Genomic DNA, 26,977 nt, shown 5'->3' with positions numbered 1-26,977 from the left:
ATATCAAAAGTGAATAACCCTTCTTCGTTTGCTCTCCTGGTTGGATATCCTGGATATATCGCTAAGCAATATTCCTTACATTCTGTTCAAACTCTAAAGGGTAAAAGGAAATGAGGCAGTCTCTCTCTCTGAACATACCTTATGGTTGTTGGGGTCGCCGTCTGCTCTCATTTCCTTTCACTTTTTATTCTGCTAATCTAATTTATCATTTGATAACAAACATAGGAGGGTCGACCGGCGAAGCCTGGTCGGGGTGAGTCGTAGCCGCCATGCATACAAACTTTGTTATATAATCCCGATATTGTAACATTTCTCCCGTTCAGCATTCCAACAATAAACCAAAGCAAATGCCCCAGTCCTATATATTAGTTATTAATGGCAAACCCGAAGGCCCGTTCAGCATGGATGAGCTCAAGGCTAAAAAAATAAAGCCGGGCGACTTTGTAAAAACTCCCGAAATGGATGATTACAAAGAAGCCCAGGAGATTGCCGAACTAAGGGAGCTTTTAGGCTTTGCCAAACCACCGTTGCTAATTCAATACTTTGGCAGTTTTGATCAGCGGTTGCTGGCTTCTTTTTTAGATTGGTTTATTGTTTTCGGCATATTTGTGATCATTATTTTTGTGGTAGTGATTGTATTTATGCAGGATAAAGAGAACCGTATTGTAGTTAGCCTTAGCTTGCTGGCCTGTGTGCCCGTCGCCAAATTCATTTACCATGTTGTAATGGAAAGCTCGGCAAGCCAGGCCACTTTTGGCAAGCAGATGCTTAAAATAAAAGTAGTGGATATGCATGGCGATCGCATCAGCGCAGGCAAGGCCATAGCCCGTAACCTTTGCAAAATATTTTCGGTAATGACGTTTTTTATCGGTTACCTGTTAGCCTTTTTTAACAAGCAGCAGCAATGCCTGCATGATATGATGGCGGGTACGGTGGTAATTAAGGAACGGTTATTTTGAGGGAGGTTGAAAATTTCCTATTTAAGCCTGAAAATAATCTCATAGCTCATTTGGGGAGAAACCGATTTTTAATATTCTGAAACGAAATATATTCGGCTTTTCCGCTATCTTCCTCATCGAGCATTCTATCCATCATTGTTTTATACTCATCGGTTAATTCGAGGTTTAAATGATGCTGATGCAACAAATCTTCATATTCGCTTATTGGAATAATGACAGCGGTTTTCTCGCCTTTATCGTTAGTGATGAATTGAGTTGTCATTAAATAAATTTAAAGAATTTTGTCAATCATTACTATTGTGTTTAATGATAAGGTGTTAAAGTAAATCTTGAAAAACCTTTTAATAACTATTATTTAACCTTCACCAATTTATATCTAAGCTTGCCCCACTTCAGTCGCAACGAATCGGCACTTTCATTTACGTCATAGATGGTTAAGGTATCAGCCGTTGCCTTAAATAAAAACTGCTTTTGATTTTTTTCATAATCATCAAAATAGATCTGGTCAAGGTCATTTTCAGGTCCCGCAACAAAATCTGTATTAATAGTATATTTTACAAACTCAGGAAAGCCCAGCACTTTGCCATCATTCATAAACTTAATATTTAAAGCAGCTCCTGTTGTATCTGTAGTTGTGTATCTGCCGGTAAAAAGCAACTTATTGGTTATATATTCAATTCCGTTGCCCATATCATCCCCAATTTGCTTATTTAAAACCTTGGTATATTTCGTACTGTCGATAATATGGTTAGCCCGGTTGTAATGGTAAAGTATCAAGCTTGTATCACGACCTGTGATATTATAGCCAAGCTCAAAATAATTGGTTTTAATATTATAATCTTTCATGTTGATTCCCAAAGATGTGGCCTTACGTCCTTTCCTAAAAACAAGTACAAAGCTACTTCCCTCATGATTATTCAGGCTTGCACCAACAACAACACTGTCTTTTTTAACCGAGTCCATTTCTATTGTAAAGGCGGCTGTGCCATTCAATTTTTTTCGTGAAGCATAAGGTGATTTTGTGAGAGCAAGATCATTTATATAGTCGCTTTTTACCCACACCCCTTGCATAATAAGTCCAAATTGCTCAATCAGTAAATGAGTTGAATCAGCGATTTTAACATTTACTGCTGAGTCCTTTAAAGGCGTCTTACCATTGCTTTTGCAGGATATTAATACCGATAATAATAAAAAGAGGGAAAGAATATTTTTCATTGCGATAGATAAAGGTTTCAGCCTCTAAAATATATATTTAAACCATATGATAACTTAACCGCCTATTAATTGATGATTTACATCCAAACAACTTAATCCCCAACATAATCATTAAATTTGCAGCTTATTAATTATCCGCTGCATGAATACTGATGCTGTTAAATTGCTGCAAGGCCGTTATTGTAATTCGTTAACCGAATATTCGCGTTTTGTTACCCGAGAGGTGAACATTGGCGATGTGCCTATGGGAGGTAATAATCCCATCCGCATACAAAGCATGACCACTACCGATACTATGGATACTATGGGTACAGTGGAGCAATCTATCCGGATGGTTGATGCCGGTTGCGAATATGTGCGCATTACCGCGCCCAGCATCAAGGAAGCCAAAAACCTGGCCGAAATTAAAAAACAGCTTCGCGCCCGTGGATATAATGTACCCCTGGTTGCCGATATCCACTTTACCCCAAACGCAGCCGAAGTGGCCGCCCGTATTGTTGAAAAGGTACGCGTAAACCCCGGCAACTACGCCGATAAAAAGAAATTTGACCAGATAGATTATACCGATCTGGAATACCAGGGCGAACTGGACCGCATTTACCAGAAATTTGCACCATTAGTAAACATCTGTAAAGAATATGGCACCGCCATGCGCATTGGTACCAACCATGGTTCGCTGAGCGACAGGATCATGAGCCGCTATGGCGATACCCCGCAAGGTATGGTTGAATCGGCCATGGAGTTTATGCGGATGTGCGAGGCGCTGAACTACTATAACCTGGTGATCAGCATGAAATCGAGCAATCCGCAGGTAATGGTTCAGGCATACCGTTTACTGGTTGAAACCATGGTTGCCGAAGGTATGAACTACCCGCTGCACCTTGGCGTAACCGAAGCCGGCGACGGTGAAGATGGTCGCATCAAATCGGCAGTAGGTATAGGTACTTTGTTAGAAGACGGCCTTGGCGATACAGTTCGCGTTTCCCTAACCGAAGAGCCCGAAGCGGAAGCACCGGTAGCTATTGAATTGGTGAAACGTTACACGGAAAGAAAGAATCAAGAGTCAAGAATCAAGAGTCAAGAAGAGCTTGCGGGACTGACCATGAACTATGGACAAAACACACCCGAGCCCCGCACCTCGCAACCCGCACCCCACAGTCCCTACGAATACAAAAAACGCCATACCTACGAGGCTAATGCTTTCATTGGCGGCCATATGGTACCCAGGGTAGTTATCGATCTATCGGAAAAGAACCTGAAGGATCCATCTATTTTGGCTGATGCCGGATATCTGTATTCCCCGTTACTGGATAAATACAACATGGCCGAGCAGTCGGTTGATTTTGTTTACCTGGCCGACGAATTGCCATCGTTTAACCTACCAGGTAACTTAAAGCAGCTTTATAATTTTAATACCTGGCAAAAGCTGGCCGATAAAACCAACTGCCATCCGCTATTTACGCTAAAGGAATATATTGAGGCAACAGATCATACATCTACATTAAACCTGGTTAGGGTATTACCTGCCGATATTGATTCGGACGAGTTTGGCGCATTGCCTTTTGATAAGTCGCTGGTATTTGTACTGGAAACAAACGCGCTTAATGGCATGGCCGATCAGCGTGCATTTTTCTTTAAGTTGGAAGAGCTGGGTCTGGATGTACCGGTGATAGTGAAAAGGAGTTATAAGTTTGAAAGCGAGCATGGTCCATCGACTATGGATCATGGACAAAACACAACGGACCTCACTACTAAACTACAACTGTACGCAGCTACCGATTTAGGTGCTTTGCTGGTTGATGGTTTTGGTGATGGCATCTGGATTGATGCGCCCGAACTTCCATCCAATATCATTACTTCTACCGCATTTGGCATTCTGCAGGCTACGCGTTCGCGCATTTCCAAAACAGAATATATCAGCTGCCCAAGCTGTGGGCGTACTTTGTTTGATCTGATGATCACTACGCAGATGATCCGCAGCCGTACAAGTCATCTAAAAGGCCTGAAGATTGGTATTATGGGCTGTATCGTAAATGGTCCGGGCGAAATGGCCGATGCCGATTATGGTTACGTAGGCTCCGGTACGGATAAGATCACCCTTTACCGTGGTAAAGAAGCAGTGAAGAAAAACATTAGCGCGGCCAACGCGCTTGATGAACTGATTGGTATCATTAAAGAAGATGGTAACTGGATAGAGCAGGAATAATTGGGCAAACCATAATTTATGAGCGACAAGATCACTGTTTCAACCATTCCCTTAACCCTTAAACGGCATCTGGAATTGGTTAATAATAACGCTGATTTTGGAATTGTTAATGATGGCTGGAACCAGGATGACTTTGCTGTAGTAAGCAACGAGCAGGGTTTAACACACGGCTTACCTATTAAAACAGATTACTACTCGGTTATTTTGTGCCTTAGGGGCAGTTGTAAAAAAACAATCGGGCATTTTGTATTTGAGGTTTATCCCAATTCTATTCATTTGGTGTCGCCTGCATTTATCACCTCCTTTGAGGATGCTTCTGCCGATCTGCTTTTGTACCAGGTAATGTTTAAAAAGGAGTTCCTGCTCAATAATCTTCTTAAAGAAAACATTCTGAATAATCTGTTGGAGGTAAACCCCGAGTATCCGCCAATATATGGCCTCTCGCAAAAAAGTTGTGCATCCTTAAAATCGCTTACGAAAAAATGAGCGATGAGAGCCGGGAAAAAGGTGCTTTCCATTTGCAGATCCTCAGGCTGTTACTCACAGATCTGCTGTATGAAATGAACCGTGCCTGCGAAAATTGTTTGCTACACTCCACCCGCCATTTAAGTAAGCAGTATCAATTGGTTTACAAGTTTAAAAAATTAGTTGAAGATCAGTTTTTAACCCTTAAAACAGTACAGGAGTACGCGGATGCCTTATTTATATCTGCCAAATATTTAACCGAGATAGTAAAGGGCGAAACCGGGCAAAATGCCTTGTACGTTATCCATAACCGCCTGTACCTGGAAGCACAGTACCTGTTATCGTCATCGGGCCTGAGTATTAAGGAAATTTCCGAGCGATTAAACTTCGACAACAGCTCGCACTTCAGTCGTTTTTTCAAGCGTTTTGCGGGTAATAATCCTTCGGAGTTTAAGCAACTTCAATAAAAATATTCCTGTTTTAAAGTTCAAAACCCCCGTTATGACTATTGCCTGACGGTAATAATATGCATTCGGAAAAATTGGTTGTTAAAACCGATTTATTGAGATTGATGGGCCTCCATATCGACCGTACCTTTGATGTATCAAATCAACACAAGGGACATGAAAAAACAAAGCATCGAGTTAATAAAAAGTAGGTTACTACAAATTTACTTCGAAACCTATCAAATTTTGACCATCATTTACAGGTAATTAATTTAAGGATTCGACTAAACGCAATTATATATTTAAACAAATACTATGAAGTAGTGGATTACTTTGGGGCAGGTTACAATCGCAAATGCATCGTTATTTTGCACCCATCGGAAACACCGAAATTTTGTTGACCCAAAGAAAATATTATTCTTTCAGCGGTTAATTTAATATAAAAACTACCAGCCTTTGCAGGCTTCGCTATATATGGACATATGAAAAAAAGGCAGACTTACTACAAGTTTGCCTTTTTAGCTTAAAAAGCTTTGCTATATAAAAACAACCGGTGCGCTGAAGGATGCTCTGCGGATAACACCATTTAACGAACCTGGTTTCCATTTTGGCGAAAGCTTAATAACCCGCACTGCTTCTTTATTCGCTTCGGGAGTAAGTCCTTTTATAACTTTAACGTGGTTTAGTTTGCCGCTCTTTTCCACCACAAAATAAACGACTACCTTTTTTCCGGCTAATCCTTTTACAGGGTGCAGTTTTGATTTGATGAACTCAGCAAGCTTTCCCTGCCCTCCCGGAAACTCCGGTAATACTTCATTACGCGGCGCAGCAACCGCTGTGTTGGCCGTATCTTTTTTTGTTTGGACAAGCGCCCGCAGTTCCGATCCGCAAAAGGTAAAAATTACCCCAATTAGTACAAGTTTAAATTTCATGGTATGTAATATTTGTTTGATGATATCGATGTTGTTTGTAAATACGGAAACCCAATAACAACGAGATAGCAGCTTTGTTGTGGCCGTATGTTAATAAAAGCATGATGCATTTTAATAGTCATATCAATCCACACTATTAAACTCTGCAAACATATTCCCGGCTTCGGCAAGGCTGCCCAGGTTTACATAATCGCATAGTTCGGCGTATTCGGCCCATAGCTGATGCACTACTTTGTTTTGGTGGGCCTGTTGTATAGCTTCGGCAGATAGCCACTCAAAAACTTCTACTATGGTGCCATCGGCAGCTTCCATAATTATTGCTTCACGGTCAGTTACCAACCCTTCTGCCTTTAGGCGGGGCACGTGCGTTTTGGTCAATTCCTTTAGCGCTTCGCCTTTGCCGGGCTTGGGTTTGTAAGCTACTATTACTATGCGTGCCATGGGTTTGATTATTTGACGAAGCAATTTACAATTTTAAAAACTCTTATAGCAATACCGGGTTTGGTTTATAATATAATAACCAAAATAACATGGCAAAGAAAGTTGCAGACCAACTGGTAGAGATGCTGGTAAATGCCGGTATAAAAAGAATATACGCGGTTACGGGCGACAGCCTGAACGAGGTAAATGATGCGGTAAGGCGCGAAGAAAGCATTCAATGGATCCACGTGAGGCACGAGGAAGCCGGGGCCTATGCCGCAGGTGCCGAGGCACAGCTGAACGGTCTTGCCTGTTGTGCTGGCAGCAGCGGGCCGGGTCATGTACATCTCGTTAATGGTTTGTATGATGCACATCGTTCAGGTGCGCCGGTTATTGCCATCGCCTCAACTATAGCCAGCTTTGAGTTTGGTAGCGGCTATTTCCAGGAAACCAATACCATTAAGTTGTTTGAAGATTGCAGTTATTATAACCAAGTAGCTACTACGCCTAAGCAATTGCCGCGGATGCTGCAGGCCGCGATACAAAGCGCGTTACACCAAAAGGGCGTTGCGGTAATTGGTTTGCCGGGCGATGTAACGAGTATGGATGCCGTTGAAATAGATTCTGCCACCCAAAATTTTAACCCTATCCCGGTTATCAGGCCAAATGATGCAGATTTGCAGCAACTGGCCGCAATGTTTAACCAGTTTCACAAGATCACCATATTTTGTGGTATTGGCGCGGCCGACGCCCATGACGAAGTAGTCGCGCTATCGCAAAAGTTGCAGGCAACTGTAGCTTATTCTTTTAGGGCTAAGATGGATATTCAATATGATAACCCTAACGAAGTGGGTATGACCGGCTTATTGGGTCTGCCATCGGCCTATCATAGTATGCATGAGTCGGACCTGCTGATTCTTTTGGGCACCGATTTTCCATATACGCCATTTATGCCCGGCGATTGCAAAATTGTGCAGGTTGATATTAAACCAGAGCGCATTGGGCGCAGGGCCAAAGTTGATGTAGGTTTATGCGGAACCATAAAAGATACCCTTACCGCGCTGCTGCCATTGGTCGGCCAAAAAGAAGACGACAGCTTTCTTAAGGCGCAATTAAAAATTTACGCTGATGTAAAGGATAAAATGCAAACCTATGTTAGCGATAGCGGGGAAACCGATAAGATCCATCCCGAGTATGTGGCCAGCATACTGGATAAGTTTGCCGCCGATGATGCCATATTTACGGTAGATACAGGTATGTCATGCGTATGGGGATCCCGCTATATTAACGCCACGGGTAAGCGCAAAATGATAGGTTCTTTTAATCATGGCTCTATGGCTAATGCCATGCCGCAGGCTATTGGCGCAGCCCTGGCACGCCCCGGTCAGCAGGTTATCGCGCTTTGTGGGGATGGAGGCTTATCAATGATGCTGGGCGACCTGGCAACTATCGTTCAATACAAATTACCTGTTAAGATCATCGTTTTTAATAACCGCTCATTAGGAATGGTAAAGCTGGAAATGGAAGTGGCCGGTCTGCCCGATTGGCAAACAGACATGTACAATCCCGATTTTGCGCTGGTTGCCCAGGCCATGGGTATTAAAGGCGTTAACGTTACAGAGCCCAGCCAGGTAAGGCAGGCTATCAGCGATGCCCTGGCATTTAACGGCCCCGCATTGCTCAACATATTCACAGATCCTAACGCGCTGGCCATGCCACCCAAAATAGAACTTAAACAAGTAGCAGGCATGGCCGTATCCATGACCAAGCTAATGCTCAACGGCCATATGGATGAGGTGCTGGATACCGTTAAAGCTAATTATAAGCACCTAAAGGATTTGTTGTAGGATGGGGAAGGTTAAAGGTAAAAGGTGAAAGGTAAACGGTGAAGGGGTGAAAGGTAAACGGTGAAGGGGTGGAAGGTAAAAGGTTCAAAATAGCGAAGCATCTTCTATACCCGTTATTGCGAGGTACGAAGCAATCTCTACACAGGCAGGTCCGCCTTAAAAGTTTAACACCTGTTTGTTCGCTCTGTATAGTATAGAGATTGCTTCGTACTTCGCAATGACGTGTTTGAAAAAATGTTTCTCCTTCAAATCCTAAAACAGCCCAAACTTATCCCTCATTCTATGTCCTTCTTCAAGTACATAAACCATGGGTACTTCGTGGCCAAGGTCTTTAAAAACCATGATGTCGCGGTATTTTTTGTTGATGAGGTTGTAGAAGGCGTACTCGTTGTTGGGCGGCGCCAGGTGATCAAGCAGGCCGATGCCTAAAAGGATAGGGGTTTGTATATTCTGGGCAAAGTTCTTGATATCGAAGTAATCCAGGTTGTCCATGATCTTATCAAATTTATATCCTTTTTCGCCGGCGTACTTCCGTAGGTCGTACATGGGCCAGTCGTCCTGGTCGGTAAGGTTACGGATATCGCTGAGGATGGGGTTTTGTGAGGAGATCAGTTGGGCGCGACTATCCAATCCGGCTACGGCCGCCGCCAGGAAACCACCCATACTACCGCCGGATACTTCAACTCGTTTAGGATCAAGCTCAGGGCGCGAGTTGATGAAATCTATCGCACGGATACAATCCATAATGGCGCCTCGAAGTACGTACTTGTTTTTATCCTCTACGTTAAGACTGATAAATTCCAGTCTTTTAGGGTGTATCACGTCGCGGCTGTTGCCTTGCCCGCGTACGTTAAGGGCAAGTATGGCAATGTCATCATCCTGACCCAGCATGGGCTTTAAATCAACCTGGTAACCGGGCAAAGCTAAAAACGTGGTGAACCTTTTATTTTTAACCGTTGTTTTTGGGATAGTAAGCCAGCCGCGAACAGTAATATTATCCAATGATTTCATCTCGATGAGGTATACCCTGCGGTTCTCTGTCGATTGATCGGTCTTTTCGATCATTTTAAAATCGGGCTTAACTGCTGCTAATTCGGCTTTGGTGCTTTGCCAAAAACTGTCAAAATCAGCCGGGCGTCCGTGCTCCGACTGGATCTCATCTGGCCGGATGCCAAAAACGCGGCGGGTAGTATCGTCATAATCAGATACGTTCACCATGAAATTTATTTTATAAAATCCTGGTTTTTGAGCTGGTATTATAAAATCATAACCCGCGCTGCTGTGCTTTGATAATTTTACCTGTCTTGTTTCTTTGGCCACAGTAACGCCGGCAGGGGTGGTAGCAACATATGATACCGTGCCAGTTTGCGGGGCATCCGTTGCATTTTTTACGTTAAATGTATAGCTGGCCCGGCTGCTGAAAATGGCATCTTTACTGCCTGCAATAAGCGTGGTTGAAACTTCGTCATCAATTTTATGAACGGGAGTTTTACCGTTGGCCCGGTTGATAGTTAAAAGGCAGGTTAAGCCAAGTACAGTGATGTAAGGTTTTAGGCTGGTCATGATATTTTATTGTGATAGGTAATCAATACCAGCTTACCTGGTATCTATACGGTAGTTCAATGATACGGAGGCACTGCTGCCTGCGCCTGTATTACGGCCGGTAATAAAAGTGCCGCCGGTTAAAAACAGCGATAAGCTTTTACTGAATGCATGCCCGTAACTTAGCGATACCTGGTTAAAGGCAAAGTTTTTACTGTTATTGGGGTTTGTTAAATCAAACTGCTTGTTTTGGCTGGTTGCATAAAAACCACCAACACTAACTGATACCTGCTCATGAAAGTTTTTATCCAGTGTTAAACCGTAGGTTGCATTATATCTATCCTGAAAAACAGATTCGATTCCAAAATATTCACGTACGCCGTTTTCTAAAACAAAATAACTTTGCTTGCCAAATAAATGCCCACTACCCGCAAAGGCCAGCTTAAGTTCGGCATCGGCTTGTTGATAGCCAAGGTTTGTATTGGTGTATGCTGGTATAATACCCGATGCTTTTATGCTGAAATAGTATTTGTAATTAATATTGGCCAGGTAGTATTTTACACCTATTTCTATATCCTGGAACCCCGAGCTTTTAAAGCTGCCGTTGGTATTGGTCCTAAAATCGTTCATAATGAAGGGCACCAATGCCGAGAGCGTAAACTTACGGCTCAAGCCATATTCTGAGTATAGTGAATAGCTGAATGATTGGAAACGACCTCCATCATCAAAAGCTTTTTTATGGCTTACGCTATCCCATTGCTTGTTTGCAAAAAAGTAACTTACCGATGGTGATAAGGAGAACCTGCCCGGTCTAACGGGGAAGCCATCGGCAAAACTATTGTTATGCGTTAACGTTAGCAGTATAACAGCGGCAAACAGGTATTTGGATAAGGTTTTATTAATGGTCATAGTTTTATTCATAGGTGTAGGTTAAAATAAGCCAAAGGTGTCACGCATCCAGCTGCCTTCATAATCTTTATATTTCTGACTCACCTCGTGCCCAAGGTCTTTATAAACCATCACTTTTTTATCGGTATTTAAAGAGTTATAAACAGCGTAGCCATTGCTGGGTGGTACATACGGATCAAGCAGGCCTAAGCCCAGCAGTGTAGGGCATTTAACATCTGTAGCAAAGTTTTTGGTATCGTAATACTCCATGTTATGTAAAACCTGGTCGAATGTTACATCAGGCTTTCCGGCAACATATTTTCTGATATCGTTCATAGGCCATTCAGTGGTGCCCACCAGGTTGTGAACATCGCTTAAAATGGGGTTTTGTGCCGAGCAGATAGTTATCCTGTTATCTAAACCGGCAAGTGCTATGGCCAGATACCCGCCCATACTACCGCCTGTGGCCAGGATCTGGTCATGCCGTAATTCGGGGCGCGAGTAAATAAAATCAACGGCACGTACGCAATCCATAATTACGCCACGCATTACATATTTGTTTTTATCCTCAATGTTATAGGAGATAAAGGCATCACGTTCGGTATGGATCACATCGCGGCTGTTACCCTGGCCGCGGGTATTGAGGGTGATGATAGCCAGGTCATCATCTTTACCAACAATGGGCTTAAGCACCACCTGGTAACCCGGCAAACCCAACAGCACCGAAAATTTTTTGCTTTTGTTGCTTGTTTTAGGCAAGGTCATCCATCCGCGGATGGTGAGGTTGTCTAAAGATTTCATCTCGATAAGGAAAACCCTGCGGTTATCGGTGTTTTGCGATGGCTGTTCGGTTACTTTAAACTGAGGTTTTACTTTGGCCAGTTCGGTTTTAGCCGTTTTCCAAAAACTATCAAAATCTGCTGGTTTTGGGTAAGCCGACTTAATATCATCGGCCCTGATACCAAAAGCGCGACGGGTAGTATCATCATAATCAGATACGTTGATCATCATATTCAGTTTGTAAAACCCGGTTTTTAATGTTGGTATCTCAAAATTGTAGCGCTCATCGCTGTTCCTGCCAATTTTTACCGTTTTATTCAGGGCTTTAACTTTTACGCCTTTTTCATCGGTAAGTACATATGATATGGTGCCCGTCTGCTCGGTATCATAAGTATTTTTAACATCAAAAGTAAATGATGCGGTTGAACTAAAAATGCCTTCTTTATTATTGATGTTTAATACGGTTGATACAGTTCCCTCATCTTCTTTAACTACTGCCGGGGTTTTACCCTTCGGAGAATCATGCTGAGCAAAAGCATGCTGAAAGGCGGTTATTGCCAAAGCAATGAGTATGTATTTTTTAAAGTTGATCGCCATAAATAATGATTATGCACTGATCTTTGCCGACTCATTTTCGGGATTATACCGCTTATTCCTGATCAGGAAATCTGATCTGCGAATATAATGGTTGAGCGGTTCCTCAATAAGTTTAAACAAAGTGATTGATATTACATTTAAAACGAGAAAAGCGTAAAGAAGGTTTAAACTATCGTACTCAAAGGGCGAGTGCCAGTTAAGCCCCCACTTATCATAAAGCTCAAATGTGTAATCATTTAGCCAGTTAAAACTATAATGCAAAAAGTTATACATGTAACCCAGGTGTACCAGGTAAAATATGTAGGAGCTTTTGCCCAGCAACTCCACAAACGGGTTGGCCAGTATTTTTTTAAGCACCGTGGTTTCGGTAAGTATGCCGTAAAAGAACAGCGCAATTGATAAAGCCAGCAAGTAATTATTGGTGATGATGCCAAACGGATTATGTAAACCTGCTTCCTGCCCGGCAGGGATAGGCAGGGTAGACATGATCCAAACGCAGAAGAAGATCATAAAAAAACCCAGGTAGGTAAATTTCTTCTTGCTGCTCCCATCCAGTTTTTGTTTGCGCACAATGAGCGCCAGCTGTATCCCGGCAAAAAACTCAAAACACCTGCCCAAAAAGGTATAAAGCATCATAAATGTGAAGTTGCCGAAAAATCCATACCAGTTTATATGGCTGCATATCAATACCAGCACCGCACCTAAACCGGTAACCGCAATGGGTTGGATATAAAACTTTTTGTATTTGGTTGCTACCAGGAAAATGAACGGTGCAGAAAAGTAAAAGCATTCCTCTACCGTGAGCGACCAGCCCTGTGCAATTCCCGTAAATTTAAACTGATCAAAAAAGCCCCGCAAAAAAACGATGTTCATCAAAAACATCACAATAGGGTTGTGCCCGGCGGTAACTATTTGGTTATTGGTAAAGTAATAGGCGACAAAAGCCCCAATGGTTAAAATAGCGTACATGGGGTAAATACGGGCCACCCGGTTTTTTAGGTATTGCTTAAACCAGTTTTTAGTAAGTTTGAAACTATCGAAATAACGGAAAGCGATTAAAAAGCCCGAAAGCACAAAGAAAATAGTAACCCCGATGTGGAACTCATTAAAAAAGCGTTGCACAGAGTGAGGAAATTTTTCATCAAAAACGTAAGCAAAGTGCGATATGAACACCAGGTAGGCAGCCATTGCACGTACGCCAGTTAAGGCCGGAATATAATTTTGTTGCGCTCTTTGTGACAAAACAATTATAAATTAGAAAATTCAATCAGTTTTTTCAACCATAAGTTAACAAAACTAATACCAAAGGTTACAATGCCCTTAAACGTACTAAGCGGGGAATAAGTTTTTCAAATGACTTTGGTTAACCATTTGAAATTTCATTATTTTGCAGCATACCAAACTTTATGCGCCAAACTTTACTCTCGCTGTTTTTCATTGTTTTATTTAATAACCTGCAGGCGCAGGAAATCATTGAACAATTTCTGGGGATAGACCAGTTTCCTGATAAATTTATAATAGCAAACAAACTTGTACGCAGGGAAAGTTACGAGTATAGGCTGAACCGCAAAGGCATCGCTGACTCAACCTATATAGGCGCAGTAAATTTTAACTATAACAAAGAAGGCCAATTAACAGATCAGGTGCATTTTGACAAGGAGAATTTTTTAGATCAGAAAAATGTGTACACCTATTATGATTTCGGCTTGATAAATAAAAAAGCAGAATATTTTTACTCGAAGAATAAGTATTATCGCAAAGGCTTTTACCTTACTCATGAATATACCTATGATACGGTAGGAAGGTTAGAAAACCATGTAAACTACACCACAGATACCTTATTTGTTAACAAAGAGAAAAGAGAATACGATGCCATAGGAAGATTATATCGTATCACTAAAACAACAGGTAATCAGCTTCCTTATGTTGCCAATATGGCAAGGTATAATGATGAAAACAAGCTGGAAACTATAGATTATTTTTATAAAAAAGATACTCCCGACTACAGCTTTAACATGCAGACAGACAGTACAGCCAATGGCGATAAAACCATCAATATCAGCAAATTAAAACCGAGGCAGGAGGAAGAATATTGGTGCACCTATAAATTCAACCGGTACAATCAATGTGTTGAAATCATTGGATTTGAAACGGTTGGATTTCAGAAAACCCAATACACAGACAAATTAATTTATAATACTGATGGCACCCTGTACACTTCTATTTTTTATGTCAATAAAAAAATGGAGAAAATGTATAAATACTACTACCATAAGTAATTGTTATCCGTGGTATTTACAACTAAGGTTTCAGCTTAATTTGCAAATGCTTAACTCAAGTATAATCAATGATAGGTTAATTTAAGTTGAAAGCTTAAATTAGGTTGGCCACGAGTTACGCTGCGCTAAACTCCGGCAGCTATTTATTATAATGCACTTCCCTGCACCACACCCCGGCTCAAGATCCTTTGGTCGATATAGTATTGGATCTCTGATTTTTTTAATCCCCAGTTGGGAGCTATCAGCAGTTCACGGTCGCTGAGACCGAAGAGCCTTTGGATCACGATATCCGGGCGAACGCGTGGTAGCAGTTCGCACAAAAAGTCGGCATACTCATCAATGCTGAATACCTTAAAAGGTTCACGCTTATATTTAACACCCATTACCGAGCCTTCTACAATATGCAGGTGATGGAATTTTACAAATTTTATCTGCGGAAAACGGTTAATCTCGTCGGCGTATTTCAGCATCATTTCATGCGTTTCCCATGGGAAGCCAAAAATGGTATGTACACACACATCAAGTTTACTGTTCTCCACCAGTTTTAGGGCTTTCACTAATTCCTCGTGGTTGCATCCACGGTTAATCTGGCCCAGGGTTTCGTCATAAATAGATTCCATACCCATTTCCAGGTCGACATCAAACCTGTCGGTATAGCTTTCCAGCAGGGCTATTTTTTCCGCGTCGATACAATCCGGGCGGGTGCCAATGCTCAGGCCAACAATATCTTCGGTGCCATAGCTCAGGGCCTCGTCATACATCATTTTTAAATAATGCGTTGGCGCATAGGTATTGGTATTGGGCTGAAAGTATATAATAAATTTATCGGCCTTATTACCCGTACGGGCGCGCTCCATCCCTTGTATTACCTGCTCGCGCACGGTAGGGGCGTTACGGCTAACCGATGGGGTAAAAGAATCTACGTTGCAATACGTGCAACCACCATAGCCTTTACTGCCATCGCGGTTGGGGCAGGTAAAGCCGCCATCAACAATTACCTTAAATACACGATGGCCTTTATATTTCTCCTTAAGCCACGGGCCATAGTTGTTATAGCCCTTCTCCCACGTTGATGTTGTTTCTCCTGTTAATTGCATTATGCCGCAAAGATAGTGAATTGATAAGCAAATGCATGTGTTACTGTAATAGCCTATAATGATTTACAGAATGTGTGGCAGGCATGTTTATTTATTGATAAATAATAATATCTTCATCTTATCAAGTTTAAACAACCCTAACTTTATGCGTCGTTATATCATATACACCATTTTACTTTGCACAATAACGCTTACTACGTACGGCCAAAAATATGGCGATTATATTCCCGGTTGTATTTACGACCTGCAAAATGTGAAATCGATAGGCTTAATTAAATGGACGCCGCCAACCATAAGCCCGTTCACCACCGTTGGAGATCATGTTTTTTTTAAGTTGACACCCGACGATCAGCGACAAAAAGTAAAGACCGCACAATTCAGCTCCTTTGTAATGAAAGCTGATAGTTTTGTTGTTTCTCACGCAAAGGAAACAGAGCAGTATCCTATTCTGAAAGTTGTTTTTGATAAAGCTGTAAAACTTTATGCCCGGTACCGGACTACAAATTTTAACGGACCTGGTGTTTACATGGCCAATCGTTATGATATTGATTATTATTATGGACCCGACCCTGACCATATAACTAATTTGGACCGAAAGAACTTTGCTGAGGTAATAAGTCCCTTACTTGATGATCGCCCGGACCTGGCAGAGAAGATAAAAAACAAGGAATATAAATATGGCGATCTTGACGACTTGCTGAAACTCTATTTTAAGCAAAAAGATCTCCTTTCCAAAAAATCGACGGATACTCAGAAGCCATAAAGATATTTATGATGTAACCGGACGATAAGGGCTGGTTTAGACAATTGTATTATTTTTATAAAATCTGAGGTTTTAAACTATATTTAACAACTGAACATTTTTGTTACAAATGCCGTCAGCCTAAAAGAAGTTGTACCCCGAGATTAAGTAAGATGATAAAGAAGCTGATACATTTTTTTGTTAAGGCAGAAATAAAAATGGCAGATTGGAAAGCCAGGAATGGATTAACCATCCTCAGGGTTTCATTGGGACTGGTATTTATATGGTTTGGTGTGCTTAAGTTTTTCCCGGGGCTAAGTCCGGCTGAAGACATTGCAGGCAGAACTATTGAAACGCTTACCCTCGGTTTGGTGAAGCCGGCAGCCGCATTACCCCTATTAGCTGTTTGGGAATGTACCATAGGCCTGGGCTTTATTTTAAAAAGGTGGCTGAGCTTAACATTGGTTTTGCTGTATTTCCAGATGATGGGTACCTTTTTACCATTAGTGTTTTTCCCCCACGAAACCTTTACCCATATTTTTGTGCCAACGTTACTTGGTCAGTATATTATAAAAAACATAGTGCTTTTATCGGGTGGATTATTAATTAGTGTCACCTCAAAAGGTGGGGTTTTAACATCATATTCCAAAGTTGAAGCGAAGACTCCAAGGTTTAAACGTGTTTATAGGCATCACAAAAAAAAGGCTAAAATGGCTGTGGAAGTGTAATAATTACGACAAGTTAACAGCCAAACCCAATATGCGCTCGTTTGCAAGTGAGTGATAGGTATTAAAAGGTAATCTTAGTTTTGGTAATATCACTTGTTTTTACCACCATGGTATCGGCTAACAGGTCGCCTATTCTTTGATGTTTTTCTGTTTTGGAGATGCATATTATCGCAGGTATTCCGTACATAAAAATGTCAACAGGGTCGCAAATGCGGCGTTTTAATGCATCTTTTACAGTGATTTTTGATCCATTGGATTTAATCACTTTTAATTTGCAAATGTCATGACCCGGTGTGCCATTTGCTGATTCTAACACCACAAAATAAAGAAACCAAACCAGGAATACAGGCAATGCCGCAACTCCTGTAACCTCCATACTACCATTCTGAGTGGGGTGCCCTAACGTGTATACATAAACAAAAAAGAAAATACCATAAATGCTGTAATCTATCAGTGTGGCCAGTATTCGTAATTTAATATATGCTTTTGAGGTTACAGTGGATAGTTTCATGCCATAATATTACACTTTTTTGCCATTAAAAGTAATATTATAAAGATCGGTGCGCCTGTCTTTTAAATTTTGTACGCTGCCGTACTCATGAAGCTCATCCAGTAAAGATAGGTCCACATCGGCAATTACAATCATTTCGCTGTTGGGTGTGGCTTCTGATTGGATGCCGTTGGTGGGGAAACCAAAATCAGATGGTGTAAATACTGCCGATTGCGCGTAGCTGATACCCATGTTGTTTACATTGGGCAGGTTACCTACGCAGCCGGCAATGGCTACATAACATTCATTTTCAACAGCGCGGGCCTGCGAGCAAAATTTAACCCGGTTATAGCCGTTCTGCGTATCCGTTAAAAACGGAACAAACAGGATCTGCATATCCTGGCTGGCCAATATGCGCGATAGCTCGGGAAACTCCACATCATAACAGATCAGGATACCTATTTTACCGGCATCGGTTTCAAAAACTCTTACTTCATCGCCGCCCCGGATACCCCATGAGCTGATCTCGGCCGGAGTAGGGTGGATCTTGTAAACCTCTTCCATGCTACCGTTGCGCCTGAAAAGATAGGATACATTGTACAGCGATTCTTCGAAAATTGTAGGCATGCTGCCCGCTATAATGTTCACGTTGTAGGATACCGCCAATTTTGAAAACTCCTCTATAATGGGCTGGGTGTACTTGGCCAGCTCGCGCATAGCTTTTGCCGAATCCATGTGGTTGTAATCAGCCATCAGCGGTGTGCCAAACAATTCTGGGAATAGTATAAAATCTGCCTGGTAATCGCTCACTGCGTCAACAAAGTATTCGGCATGTTTCAGCAATTCGCTGATGTTGCTGTATGGGCGCATCTGCCATTGTACCAGGCCAATGCGTACTACTGTTTTTTGATTAATGGCCGAGCTGATCTCCTCATAATACACATTGTTCCACTCTATCAGCGTAGCAAAACCTTTTGACCGGCTATCCTCTGGTAAATAGTTCTTCAATACCTTACGTACATGGAAATCATTCGCCAGCTGAAAAGACAGGGTGGGATCATAGATCTCTTTATATTTTACCTTATCAATATACTGGCGCGGTGTAAGGTCGTTCTGGAATTTTTGATAATTGGGGATGCGGCCGCCGGCTATGATACTTTTCAGGTTCAGTTTTTCGCACAGGGCCTTGCGGGCATCGTAAAGACGGCGGGCTAAACGCAGGCCGCGATAATTGGGATGTATAAATATATCAATACCATATAATACATCGCCCTTATCGGTATGGGTTTTAAATGTACTATCCCCGGTAATTTGTTTGTAGGTATGGTTATCGCCAAATTTTTGGTAATCAACCATAATGGCAAGCGCGCAACCTACCACCACCCCGTTAACCGTTACACAGATCTGCCCTTCTGGAAATATCCTGATGAGCTTTTTTATGGAATTGGCGTCCCAATAGTCCTCATCCATATCTATATAGGCCGACTTCATCGATTTTTTTAGTTCCTGGTAATCCTGTACTTCCAGGTTACGCATTTCAACACTTTGCAGATCCATAGTAGTATATATATCTTGATTTTTCCGTAAGGGCGAGAAGATTAAATGAAAATCAGCAAGCGAATGTGCGGGAAATCATATGTTAATTATTTAGTTTAATGATGTTTTTGTATGCCACGCAACCCACAACATCAATACCGGTTGTAAAGTTAAACGTGCCCAGGCAATAAATGGTGTTACGGTTATGTTACCTAATTTAAAAGGCGCATCAGCTACCATCCCAATATGAACCGGCAAAAAAGCTGCCAGCATTAATATAATACCATAAACAGCCCATAGCCTTGTTTTGTGTGATATCAGCATCATGGCAAATACTATTTCAAATACACCTGCCAGTATGTTTATCAATACGGGGTAGGGCAAATAATGCGGAATAATTGGATAATAAGAAGCCGGATTTCTGAAATGATTAACGCCTGTAAAAGTATAGCCAATTATCAGTATCAAAAGGCTTATGTTTTTTATCAAACGCATTACTCAATATACAATATTTTGTTAAATATTGTTTTAAGCAGTTTTAATGTTGTTTTCGGGTCATTTCTCCTAATTTATAACAATTCTAAATACTCCTCTTTGACAAAGTGTTGACATTGCTCCGCTTTTATAGTGATATTTTTGTTCGGTCAAATTTAAAACTGCTTTGAAGTATTTAAAGGTTATTGCTTTTACACACAAACAGATTGAACTGAAGGAAATAGGTAGATTGGTGGTATGCCAGGAAAATCTGACGGAAAAACTTCAACAGGTTAAAACTCAATTTGGGATACCAGAAATCTTTTATCTGGCTACATGTAACCGTGTGGAATTTGTTATGACTACCCCACAGGTGGTTGATAAGGATTTTGCTAAACGGTTTATTGAAGCCTTTAATACCGAGCTGTGTGAAAGTTCGTTAAGTACGTTTATGGATGGCGCTTCTATTTATGAAGACCAGGAAGCCATGGTTCACCTTTTGCGTACGTCATGCTCATTGGAGAGTTTGATTGTTGGCGAAAAGGAGATACTTGCGCAGTTGCGTAAAGCTTATGAGCATTGCAAAGAGGCTGGTTTAACCGGTGATGGCATGCGCATGATCATGAATTGTGTGGTAAAAACAGCAAAAGAGGTTTATACCCATACCAATATTTCAAAAAATCCAATTTCGGTTGTATCATTAGCTTACCGCAAGCTTAAAGATCTTAATCTTTGCTCAAATGCCCGCGTACTTATTATTGGTGCCGGCGAAACCAACCGCAATATTTCAAAATACCTGCAAAAACATAAATTCAGCAACTTTGCTGTTTTTAACCGTACGGTATCAAAAGCACAGCAACTGGCTGATGATTTGAACGGCGAAGCTTTTGATTTAGAAGCTTTAAAAACATATAGTAAAGGCTTTGATGCCATTATTACCTGCACATCGGCTGTTGAGCCTATCATTACTACCGAAATATACAAAACACTGTTAAACGGTGAAGCTGGCAAAAAAACGATAGTTGACCTTGCCATTCCTAACGATACCGCTCCCGAAGTGCTGGAGCAATTTCCCGTTAACTTTATCGAGGTACATTCATTAAACGAGGTTGCCAAACATAACCTGCAGGAACGCTACCATGAACTGGTACACGCCGAAGGTATTATTGAACAAAATATTGCCGAGTTTTTAACCCAGTTAAAACAACGCCGTATTGAAGTAGCCATGCGCCAGGTACCCGAAAAAATCAAGGAGATCCGCAACACCGCCATCAATTCCGTATTTGCCGATGAGGTACAGGGTATGGATCAGCAATCGCGCGAGATACTGGAGAAGGTGATCAATTACATGGAGAAAAAATATATCAGTGTGCCTATGATTATGGCTAAGGATATATTGATCAACGAGAATTGATAGGTTACCCTTACTTTTTATACCCGATTTTTTTAATGTAAACTTTTGCTCAAATTAAATTTGTGTGCTGAGATTATCAGCAGATGTACCGTTTATTCTCCGGCTATTCCTTTTAGTTACTAACGGCTTTTTTGCAAAAGGGGCGTCCTGCTTGTTTTGATAGATGCCATACAGCAGTTAATGGTGCTTTAATAAATGCAATCCCTTGCATAATTTATTCCCCTTTTTATTCCAATCTTACTATTTTCACAGCCTAAACCCTTTTGATCTATGTTTGAAACTGTAACCGTTGACGAGGCCCTGCGCAAAGGAAAACGTACCATAAATATTCCAATTTATATAATATTATTCGGTATGATCGGGATATCTGTTTATTTTGTGTCCGTGCAAAATTTTCCGGTTGGTATAATGCTGCGGGTATTACAGGGGGATTTGTTTTTGCCTGGCTGTATTGGAGCTTTGCCATTACCAAATGGCGGTTATGGGCATTTGAAAACGTAAGAAATGTTCACGAGTTAAAACAGCGGGCAATAAAGGAGAAACTTATTTGGACTGATGATAGTTTTTTTAACCGAACTGAAATACGGTCTGCCGATCAAATACAACGCCTTATTAATTTAGAGAATAAGTTTAGCAGGCCAGATATTTTCAATGACGATTATTCGATACCTCCTGAAACTATAGTTTACTACTCAAAAATTAAGGGCTTGCTCCAGGCGTTGACTATGATGTTAGTTTTTGCGGACAGCTTGTATTTAATAATACAGGAAAACATTTACATCTTTGGCGGGATTGTAAGCGTGGTGAGCGCTATTTTTACTTATACAGGTTTTGCGCATTATAACAACAGGGTTCCTCAAATAGTTATCAGTAATAGCGGCGTTCAAACGGCATCTGTACAATTTTACTCCTGGCAGCAAGTCTGGGGAGAAGATGTTATTACCAGACGGCGGGGTAAATCGAGCACAACCTATTTTATATACCAATATCCTGGCGGCAATGCAGAGTTGGACATTAATGAATTTGGTGTCAATAAAAGAGAACTCGAAAAGCTATTACGAATTTATCGGGGTAGAAGTGAAAAAAGCAGGACTTTGCATGAATCAATTTAATATTCCAGCCACTTTCCAACCCGTACAGAAACCAGATCTCCTTCGTTATAACCACCAGGCACGTCGTTTATAACGCGCAGCAGGATGTCGCCATTTTGGAGGATCAGATCTTCGTAAGAACCTTTAAACAGCACCTCCTTAATGGTCCAGTTTTTTGTTTTGGTGATGAGCTTTATTTTAATCCATTCGGGGTAAACCACCACATAATCTTTAGTGGCTTTAATGCCGCAGCTTTTGGCTTCGGGGGCAGTAAGTATATTGCAGTTGCTAAGCAGTTGCGCAGTATACAAGTTCTGTGGAGTTTGGTAGAGTGTTTTAGGAGGACCCTGCTCTACAATCTGCCCGTTTTTGATGACCACCAACTTATCAGCCATGGAGAGGACTTCTGCCGGGTCATGCGATACCATGATCACAGTAAGGCCTATTTCCTTTACTATCTCCCTGATATCATGCTGCAATCCCTCGCGAAATGAAGTATCCACCTGGTTAAAGGGCTCATCAAGCAATAACACCTGCGGACGGGTAATTATAGCCCTTGCAATGGCAACCCTTTGCTTCTCGCCACCACTTAGGTCGGCCACGCGCTTATCGGCCATGTGGGCCATATTAAGCTGCTTTAATACATGTTCGGTTTTTTGCTGTTTGGCTTTCAGATCGGTTGCCGGCAACATAGCGGCAACGTTATCCCAAACTTTGGCAAACAGGTTCAGATCATCAGTATGCTGGGTAACCATTTTCATGGCATCATGACCGGGAATCAGTTTTTCTTCGGGGCCCCAGATGCGTTCACCTTTAAACAGAACCGTGCCTTGATCCGGGGAAAGCAAGCCGTAAAGTAACCGTAATAAAGTGCTTTTTCCGCTGCCGCTTTCGCCTATAATAGCCGTTATTTTGCCAGGTTCAATAGTTATATCCGTGGTTTTAACACCGGCCATCTGTTTACCGGGATATATTTTACTTACCGCAATTGCCTGCAAAAAAGGAGTGTCTGACATCGTAGGCAAAGATAGTAAACACTAATGGCACGAATTGAGGCGAATTACACAAATCTTATTGACACGAATTGATGAACACGAATTTCACGAACCAAAACGAATTTCACAAATTTTAGCTACAAGCGGATTTGTGAACATTCGACACCATTCGTGAAATTCGTGTTAATCAAATTCGTGTTACTTAGAATCCCAGCGTCAATCCAAAGGAGAAGTTCTTTAAGCCTTGCTGATCGGGGCTGTTCTCAAACATATCGTTAAAGTAGTATTTGGCGTAGATACCCATGATGCCATAACCCATGCGGACGAACACTCCTTTACGCAGTTTGGCAAAGTGATAATCATCATCAAACTTTTGCTTGCCACGTTCATCACTTATCTGTTTTACCCGGCCGTTCAGCAAGATGCCAACCTCTGGCCCGGCCACCAGGCGGAAATAATTACCGCGGCTATCCTCGTGGCTGCGGTAGTAAAATGACAGCGGTATACGCAGGTAGCTCGACGAAAAACGGTTTTTGCTGAAGTGGATGCTATCCGGCACGAAGGTTAAAACCGGCGCGTTGCGTTGTATGGTAATATCCTGGCGCAGGCGGATGTTGGTCCAGTCGAACCCGCCGGAAACATAGATCTTAAAGGCGCTGTTGAAACGATAGCCGAACTGTACCACATCAAAACCAAAGTTGGCGGTTTTGGCCTGGCGATAACTCAGGAACTTGTTTTTATCAGATAATGTAAAGCTGCCGTTATCAATCAAAGTGGCAAAACCAAGATCGATCCTTGAAAAGGTGATACCAAAGGAAAAGCCGGGTGCTTTTGAGTGCTGGTGGTAGGTAGTATCATTGTCATTTACCGATACATAAGGCACATCCTGGCCAACGCCAAATTTTACTTTTAATCCTTTTTTGGTAACAACAGTATCTGTGGTGCTTTTAGTAGAGTCGGCTGGGGTGATTTGGGCAAAGCTATAGCTTGCGGCAATGCATAGCATTGCTGTGAAAATAAGGCGTTTCATATTATTTGTGTATATATTTTTCTTTAGATTTTATTTTTCTTTCTTCACTTTAATGATGCCCAGGTTTACGCCTGTTATGGTAGCATCGTCACCATCGGTATTGCTAAATTCAATGATCTTGTCTTTGCGTTTATCAACAGCCGCTATCATTACATTAAACACATCGCCCAAACTACGGATTTTGTGTTTCTTGGCTGGTGCTTGTTTATTGGCAGTAGCCACCTGTGTTGGTATAACCTGCGGCGTACTTGCAAAAACCGGGACTTCCTCAATATGTTTTGCCATTATTTTGGTAGCGGTATCTGGCACAACGGGCTTTATTACTTCCTGCTTATGCGTAGCCGAAGCTAACACCGGCTGATCATTCTGCTTAACTATATCCTGTGTTTGCGCCGGCCCGGCGATGATTGTTTTTTCGATAACCGGTTTCCTGCGTGCTTTATATATTTTGATGCCTGCTAAACTATTTACCGGGGCTATAACTGCAACCAAGTTCTTTTTGTTTTGCTGCGCGATGGGCTGTACATCAGCAATTGTTTCAGCAACCGGGGCAGCGGGTTTTAATGATTGTTTAATAGCAGCCACTCCATCAGCTTTTGATTTAGTTACCTTAACTTCCTTCGGGATAAATAACAGCCCAGCGGTTGCTAATAATATTACACCCGCGGCAACGCTCAGGAAAGGCACCAGTGATCTTTTACGTTTACCTGCATTTAATTCTTCGGTAATGCCGCTCCACACTTTTGCAGATGGCTCAATCTCATAACCGTCCAATGCCGATTGAAACAATTTATCCAGATCCTTATCCTGCATATCCATAACTTTTACCCTCCATTTTTGCAATTTGTTCTTTTAATATTGTGCGTGCCCTTGATAGCTGCGATTTTGAAGCACCTTCGGTGATGCCTATGATATCGGCAATTTCCTTGTGCGAATAACCTTCCAACGCGTACAGGTTAAATACAATGCGGTAACCCGGCGCCAGTTGTTGTATCAGTCCCATCAGCACCCTGGCATCCAGGTTTGCAGCGGCTATCGGGTTAACTGAAGGCTCTGTACCTGCATCGCCCATATCAACCATCTGCATCATTTTATGATGCTTGCGATAGTACTCGATAGAGCTGTGTACCATAATGCGCCTTACCCAGCCTTCAAACGAACCTTCCCCTCTATAGTCAACCATTTTTTGAAATACCTTTATAAACCCATTCTGCAACATGTCTTCGGCCTCCATTCTGTCGGTAGCGTAGCGCATGCACACAGCCAGCATTTTGCCAGCCAATTGTTTATACAACAATTCCTGTGCTTTGCGGTCGCCGGTTTTGCAGCGGTCCACCAATTGTTCAAGAGTATATTTAGGTTCCAAAAACATCATTTAAAAGTAAGATGGAAACAGAGGCTAAATGGTTGCATGGGGTGTGAAATATTTTTTAATTACGATGACTGCTATATAATCTTCTATAAAGTAAGCTATCTTTATTTATAATGAAGAAAATACTAACCATAATAGTACTCATCATACTATGCCTACCCTTATTCGCACAAACTAACAAAAATGAAACTTACATCCTCCTTAAACCCGACCGTGTTTTTGACGGTGTACAGATGCACGCCGGTTGGTGGGTATTGGTAAAAGATGACCATATTGAAGCAGTAGGTGAGCCCGCTGCTATCAAAGCACCATCAAATACCAGGGTGATCAACCTGGCAGGCGCCACCCTGATGCCGGGCTTGATAGAAGGTCATTCGCATCTTTTTTTACACCCCTATAATGAAACCCCATGGAACGACCAGGTGCTTAACGAAAGCCGGGCCGAGCGTACTGCAAGGGCCGTTAACCACGCCCGCACAACTTTAATGGCCGGCTTTACCACGGTGCGTGATCTGGGTACCGAAGGAGCTGCTTATGATGATGTGGGATTAAAGACGGCCATAAATAAAGGTATAATCCCTGGTCCGCGGATGCTGGTGGCTACCCGGGCTATTGTGGCAACAGGTAGTTATGGTCCTAAAAGCGAAGTTGCCGAAGCTGAGATCATAAAAGGGGCGGAAGAAGCGGATGGGGTAGATGGCATTACCAAAGTTGTAAGATCGCAAATTGGTCATGGTGCCGATGTGGTAAAAATATACGTTGATTACCATTGGGGACTGAACGATACTGCCGCCCCAACTTTTACCGAATATGAACTGAAAGTAGCTGTACAGGTAGCCAAAAGCAGCGGCCGTATAGTCGCGGTACATTCATCAACTACAGAAGGCATGCGCCGGGCTATCGCTGCAGGTGTAACCACCATTGAGCACGGCGATGGCGGCACCCCGGAACTATTTAAGCTGATGAAGGAAAAAGGCATAGCGCTTTGTCCAACCCTAAACGCAACCGAATCAATATTAGGTTACCATGGCTGGAAGAAAGGTATCGACCCTGATCCTTCCGCTGTTAAACAAAAACACTACATTTTTACCGAAGCGCTAAAGGCCGGTGTTACCATTTGCATGGGTGGCGATGTTGGTGTGTTCAGCCACGGCGATAACGCACAGGAAATGATATTAATGGCCGAATATGGCATGAAACCATTGAATGTGCTGCGTTCTGCAACATCGGTCAACGCTGCCGTGTTTGGGTTGGCCGATGTGGGAAACATTAAGGTTGGTTACCTTGCGGATCTGGTTGCTGTTGTTGGTAATCCTGTTGAGGATATAAAGGTGGTGAAGGTGGTGAAGCTGGTGATGAAGGGTGGGGTTGTGGTGAAGGAGTGAGACAACTCATAAGTGCTAAGTCACAACGGTAAGCTGTGCTATGGGAT

28 protein-coding genes are annotated in these 26,977 nt (G+C 42.1%); 12 read left to right on the top strand and 16 right to left on the bottom strand.

Going from position 1 to position 26,977, the window contains the following annotated elements:
* Window positions 1–347: 347 nt before the first annotated feature.
* Window positions 348–959, top strand: coding sequence for an RDD family protein (locus AC1D0K_RS24140; protein ID WP_477397877.1), 612 nt, complete (start codon window positions 348–350; stop codon window positions 957–959).
* Window positions 960–1,005: 46 nt separating this feature from the next.
* Here AC1D0K_RS24140 and AC1D0K_RS24135 read toward each other — a convergent pair whose 3' ends face one another.
* Complete coding sequence (locus tag AC1D0K_RS24135; protein ID WP_295714459.1) at window positions 1,006–1,221, bottom strand: hypothetical protein; 216 nt, start codon at window positions 1,219–1,221, stop codon at window positions 1,006–1,008.
* 89 nt (window positions 1,222–1,310) lie between these two features.
* Entirely contained in the window at window positions 1,311–2,174 is an 864-nt protein-coding gene (locus AC1D0K_RS24130) for a hypothetical protein (RefSeq protein WP_477397880.1), read from the bottom strand.
* Window positions 2,175–2,316: 142 nt separating this feature from the next.
* Here AC1D0K_RS24130 and ispG point away from each other — a divergent pair, with 142 nt between their 5' ends.
* The 3 genes from ispG to AC1D0K_RS24115 are packed head-to-tail and all read left to right on the top strand — an operon-like array spanning window position 2,317 to window position 5,312.
* Window positions 2,317–4,380, top strand: a complete 2,064-nt coding sequence (gene ispG / locus AC1D0K_RS24125) for a (E)-4-hydroxy-3-methylbut-2-enyl-diphosphate synthase (RefSeq protein ID WP_477397882.1) — start codon at window positions 2,317–2,319, stop codon at window positions 4,378–4,380.
* An 18-nt stretch (window positions 4,381–4,398) separates the two neighbouring features.
* Window positions 4,399–4,866, top strand: coding sequence for a hypothetical protein (locus AC1D0K_RS24120; RefSeq protein ID WP_477397884.1), 468 nt, complete (start codon window positions 4,399–4,401; stop codon window positions 4,864–4,866).
* Window positions 4,863–5,312, top strand: coding sequence for a helix-turn-helix domain-containing protein (locus tag AC1D0K_RS24115; RefSeq protein ID WP_477397886.1), 450 nt, complete (start codon window positions 4,863–4,865; stop codon window positions 5,310–5,312). Before AC1D0K_RS24120 ends, AC1D0K_RS24115 begins: the two co-directional genes overlap by 4 nt.
* A 515-nt stretch (window positions 5,313–5,827) precedes the next feature.
* Here the strand turns inward: AC1D0K_RS24115 and AC1D0K_RS24110 are convergent.
* Both AC1D0K_RS24110 and AC1D0K_RS24105 read right to left on the bottom strand, forming a co-directional pair.
* Window positions 5,828–6,223: an energy transducer TonB gene (locus tag AC1D0K_RS24110; protein WP_295714445.1), complete on the bottom strand. Its 396-nt coding sequence runs from the start codon at window positions 6,221–6,223 to the stop codon at window positions 5,828–5,830.
* Between the two features lie 123 nt (window positions 6,224–6,346).
* On the bottom strand, window positions 6,347–6,664 hold the full coding sequence (locus AC1D0K_RS24105) for a hypothetical protein (RefSeq protein WP_477397888.1): 318 nt from the start codon (window positions 6,662–6,664) through the stop codon (window positions 6,347–6,349).
* Window positions 6,665–6,753: 89 nt separating this feature from the next.
* Here AC1D0K_RS24105 and AC1D0K_RS24100 point away from each other — a divergent pair, with 89 nt between their 5' ends.
* Window positions 6,754–8,490 (top strand): thiamine pyrophosphate-dependent enzyme, encoded by a 1,737-nt coding sequence (locus AC1D0K_RS24100; protein WP_477397890.1) that lies wholly within the window; start codon window positions 6,754–6,756, stop codon window positions 8,488–8,490.
* Window positions 8,491–8,742: 252 nt separating this feature from the next.
* On the opposite strand, the gene AC1D0K_RS24095 is transcribed toward AC1D0K_RS24100, so the two are convergent.
* The 4 genes from AC1D0K_RS24095 to AC1D0K_RS24080 are packed head-to-tail and all read right to left on the bottom strand — an operon-like array spanning window position 8,743 to window position 13,539.
* Window positions 8,743–10,053: an acetylxylan esterase gene (locus tag AC1D0K_RS24095; RefSeq protein WP_477397892.1), complete on the bottom strand. Its 1,311-nt coding sequence runs from the start codon at window positions 10,051–10,053 to the stop codon at window positions 8,743–8,745.
* 33 nt (window positions 10,054–10,086) lie between these two features.
* Complete coding sequence (locus AC1D0K_RS24090; protein ID WP_477463110.1) at window positions 10,087–10,941, bottom strand: hypothetical protein; 855 nt, start codon at window positions 10,939–10,941, stop codon at window positions 10,087–10,089.
* Window positions 10,942–10,962: 21 nt separating this feature from the next.
* Window positions 10,963–12,297: an acetylxylan esterase gene (locus AC1D0K_RS24085; protein ID WP_477397896.1), complete on the bottom strand. Its 1,335-nt coding sequence runs from the start codon at window positions 12,295–12,297 to the stop codon at window positions 10,963–10,965.
* A 9-nt stretch (window positions 12,298–12,306) separates the two neighbouring features.
* Window positions 12,307–13,539, bottom strand: a complete 1,233-nt coding sequence (locus AC1D0K_RS24080) for an acyltransferase family protein (RefSeq protein WP_477397898.1) — start codon at window positions 13,537–13,539, stop codon at window positions 12,307–12,309.
* Between the two features lie 164 nt (window positions 13,540–13,703).
* Here AC1D0K_RS24080 and AC1D0K_RS24075 point away from each other — a divergent pair, with 164 nt between their 5' ends.
* Window positions 13,704–14,576 carry a hypothetical protein gene (locus tag AC1D0K_RS24075; protein WP_477397900.1) on the top strand — a complete coding sequence of 291 codons (873 nt, stop codon included), beginning with the start codon at window positions 13,704–13,706 and terminating at the stop codon, window positions 14,574–14,576.
* Between the two features lie 146 nt (window positions 14,577–14,722).
* On the opposite strand, the gene mnmL is transcribed toward AC1D0K_RS24075, so the two are convergent.
* Window positions 14,723–15,673 (bottom strand): tRNA modification radical SAM protein MnmL/YtqA, encoded by a 951-nt coding sequence (gene mnmL / locus AC1D0K_RS24070; protein ID WP_477397902.1) that lies wholly within the window; start codon window positions 15,671–15,673, stop codon window positions 14,723–14,725.
* Window positions 15,674–15,818: 145 nt separating this feature from the next.
* Between mnmL and AC1D0K_RS24065 the strand changes: the two genes are divergently transcribed.
* Together AC1D0K_RS24065 and AC1D0K_RS24060 are read left to right on the top strand one after the other, a co-directional pair.
* A complete protein-coding gene (locus AC1D0K_RS24065; protein ID WP_477441704.1) occupies window positions 15,819–16,436 on the top strand; it encodes a hypothetical protein in 618 nt (205 codons plus the stop codon).
* Between the two features lie 197 nt (window positions 16,437–16,633).
* Window positions 16,634–17,143, top strand: coding sequence for a hypothetical protein (locus AC1D0K_RS24060; protein ID WP_477463109.1), 510 nt, complete (start codon window positions 16,634–16,636; stop codon window positions 17,141–17,143).
* A 61-nt stretch (window positions 17,144–17,204) separates the two neighbouring features.
* On the opposite strand, the gene AC1D0K_RS24055 is transcribed toward AC1D0K_RS24060, so the two are convergent.
* The 3 genes from AC1D0K_RS24055 to AC1D0K_RS24045 all read right to left on the bottom strand — a co-directional run bounded on the left by AC1D0K_RS24055 (window position 17,205) and on the right by AC1D0K_RS24045 (window position 19,664).
* Entirely contained in the window at window positions 17,205–17,654 is a 450-nt protein-coding gene (locus tag AC1D0K_RS24055; protein WP_477398425.1) for an RDD family protein, read from the bottom strand.
* A gap of 9 nt (window positions 17,655–17,663) precedes the next feature.
* The gene (locus tag AC1D0K_RS24050) at window positions 17,664–19,190 is read right to left on the bottom strand and encodes a carbon-nitrogen hydrolase family protein (RefSeq protein WP_295714416.1); all 1,527 of its coding nucleotides are present in this window, start codon (window positions 19,188–19,190) and stop codon (window positions 17,664–17,666) included.
* 90 nt (window positions 19,191–19,280) lie between these two features.
* Entirely contained in the window at window positions 19,281–19,664 is a 384-nt protein-coding gene (locus AC1D0K_RS24045) for a DoxX family protein (protein ID WP_477398427.1), read from the bottom strand.
* 166 nt (window positions 19,665–19,830) lie between these two features.
* On the opposite strand from AC1D0K_RS24045, the gene hemA reads away from it, so the two are divergent.
* The 3 genes from hemA to AC1D0K_RS24030 all read left to right on the top strand — a co-directional run bounded on the left by hemA (window position 19,831) and on the right by AC1D0K_RS24030 (window position 22,169).
* On the top strand, window positions 19,831–21,057 hold the full coding sequence (hemA, locus tag AC1D0K_RS24040; RefSeq protein ID WP_295714410.1) for a glutamyl-tRNA reductase: 1,227 nt from the start codon (window positions 19,831–19,833) through the stop codon (window positions 21,055–21,057).
* Window positions 21,058–21,327: 270 nt separating this feature from the next.
* On the top strand, window positions 21,328–21,558 hold the full coding sequence (locus AC1D0K_RS24035; RefSeq protein WP_477398429.1) for a hypothetical protein: 231 nt from the start codon (window positions 21,328–21,330) through the stop codon (window positions 21,556–21,558).
* A 224-nt stretch (window positions 21,559–21,782) separates the two neighbouring features.
* The gene (locus AC1D0K_RS24030) at window positions 21,783–22,169 is read left to right on the top strand and encodes a hypothetical protein (RefSeq protein ID WP_477398431.1); all 387 of its coding nucleotides are present in this window, start codon (window positions 21,783–21,785) and stop codon (window positions 22,167–22,169) included.
* Here AC1D0K_RS24030 and AC1D0K_RS24025 read toward each other — a convergent pair.
* From AC1D0K_RS24025 to AC1D0K_RS24010, 4 genes are all read right to left on the bottom strand, one after another.
* Entirely contained in the window at window positions 22,166–23,164 is a 999-nt protein-coding gene (locus tag AC1D0K_RS24025; RefSeq protein ID WP_477398433.1) for an ABC transporter ATP-binding protein, read from the bottom strand. The genes AC1D0K_RS24030 and AC1D0K_RS24025 overlap by 4 nt on opposite strands.
* A gap of 181 nt (window positions 23,165–23,345) precedes the next feature.
* Entirely contained in the window at window positions 23,346–24,173 is an 828-nt protein-coding gene (locus AC1D0K_RS24020; protein WP_477398435.1) for an outer membrane beta-barrel protein, read from the bottom strand.
* Between the two features lie 30 nt (window positions 24,174–24,203).
* Window positions 24,204–25,016, bottom strand: coding sequence for a hypothetical protein (locus tag AC1D0K_RS24015; RefSeq protein ID WP_477441706.1), 813 nt, complete (start codon window positions 25,014–25,016; stop codon window positions 24,204–24,206).
* Entirely contained in the window at window positions 24,976–25,545 is a 570-nt protein-coding gene (locus AC1D0K_RS24010) for an RNA polymerase sigma factor (RefSeq protein WP_477398445.1), read from the bottom strand. Before AC1D0K_RS24010 ends, AC1D0K_RS24015 begins: the two co-directional genes overlap by 41 nt.
* A gap of 113 nt (window positions 25,546–25,658) precedes the next feature.
* Here AC1D0K_RS24010 and AC1D0K_RS24005 point away from each other — a divergent pair, with 113 nt between their 5' ends.
* Window positions 25,659–26,930 carry a metal-dependent hydrolase family protein gene (locus AC1D0K_RS24005; RefSeq protein ID WP_477398439.1) on the top strand — a complete coding sequence of 424 codons (1,272 nt, stop codon included), beginning with the start codon at window positions 25,659–25,661 and terminating at the stop codon, window positions 26,928–26,930.
* Window positions 26,931–26,977: the final 47 nt, after the last annotated feature.

The sequence above is a fragment of the Mucilaginibacter sp. P1_A3 genome, from assembly GCF_056406855.1.
The sequence above is the reverse complement of the archived record's forward strand: the minus strand, read 5'-3'. Positions and strand labels throughout refer to the sequence as shown.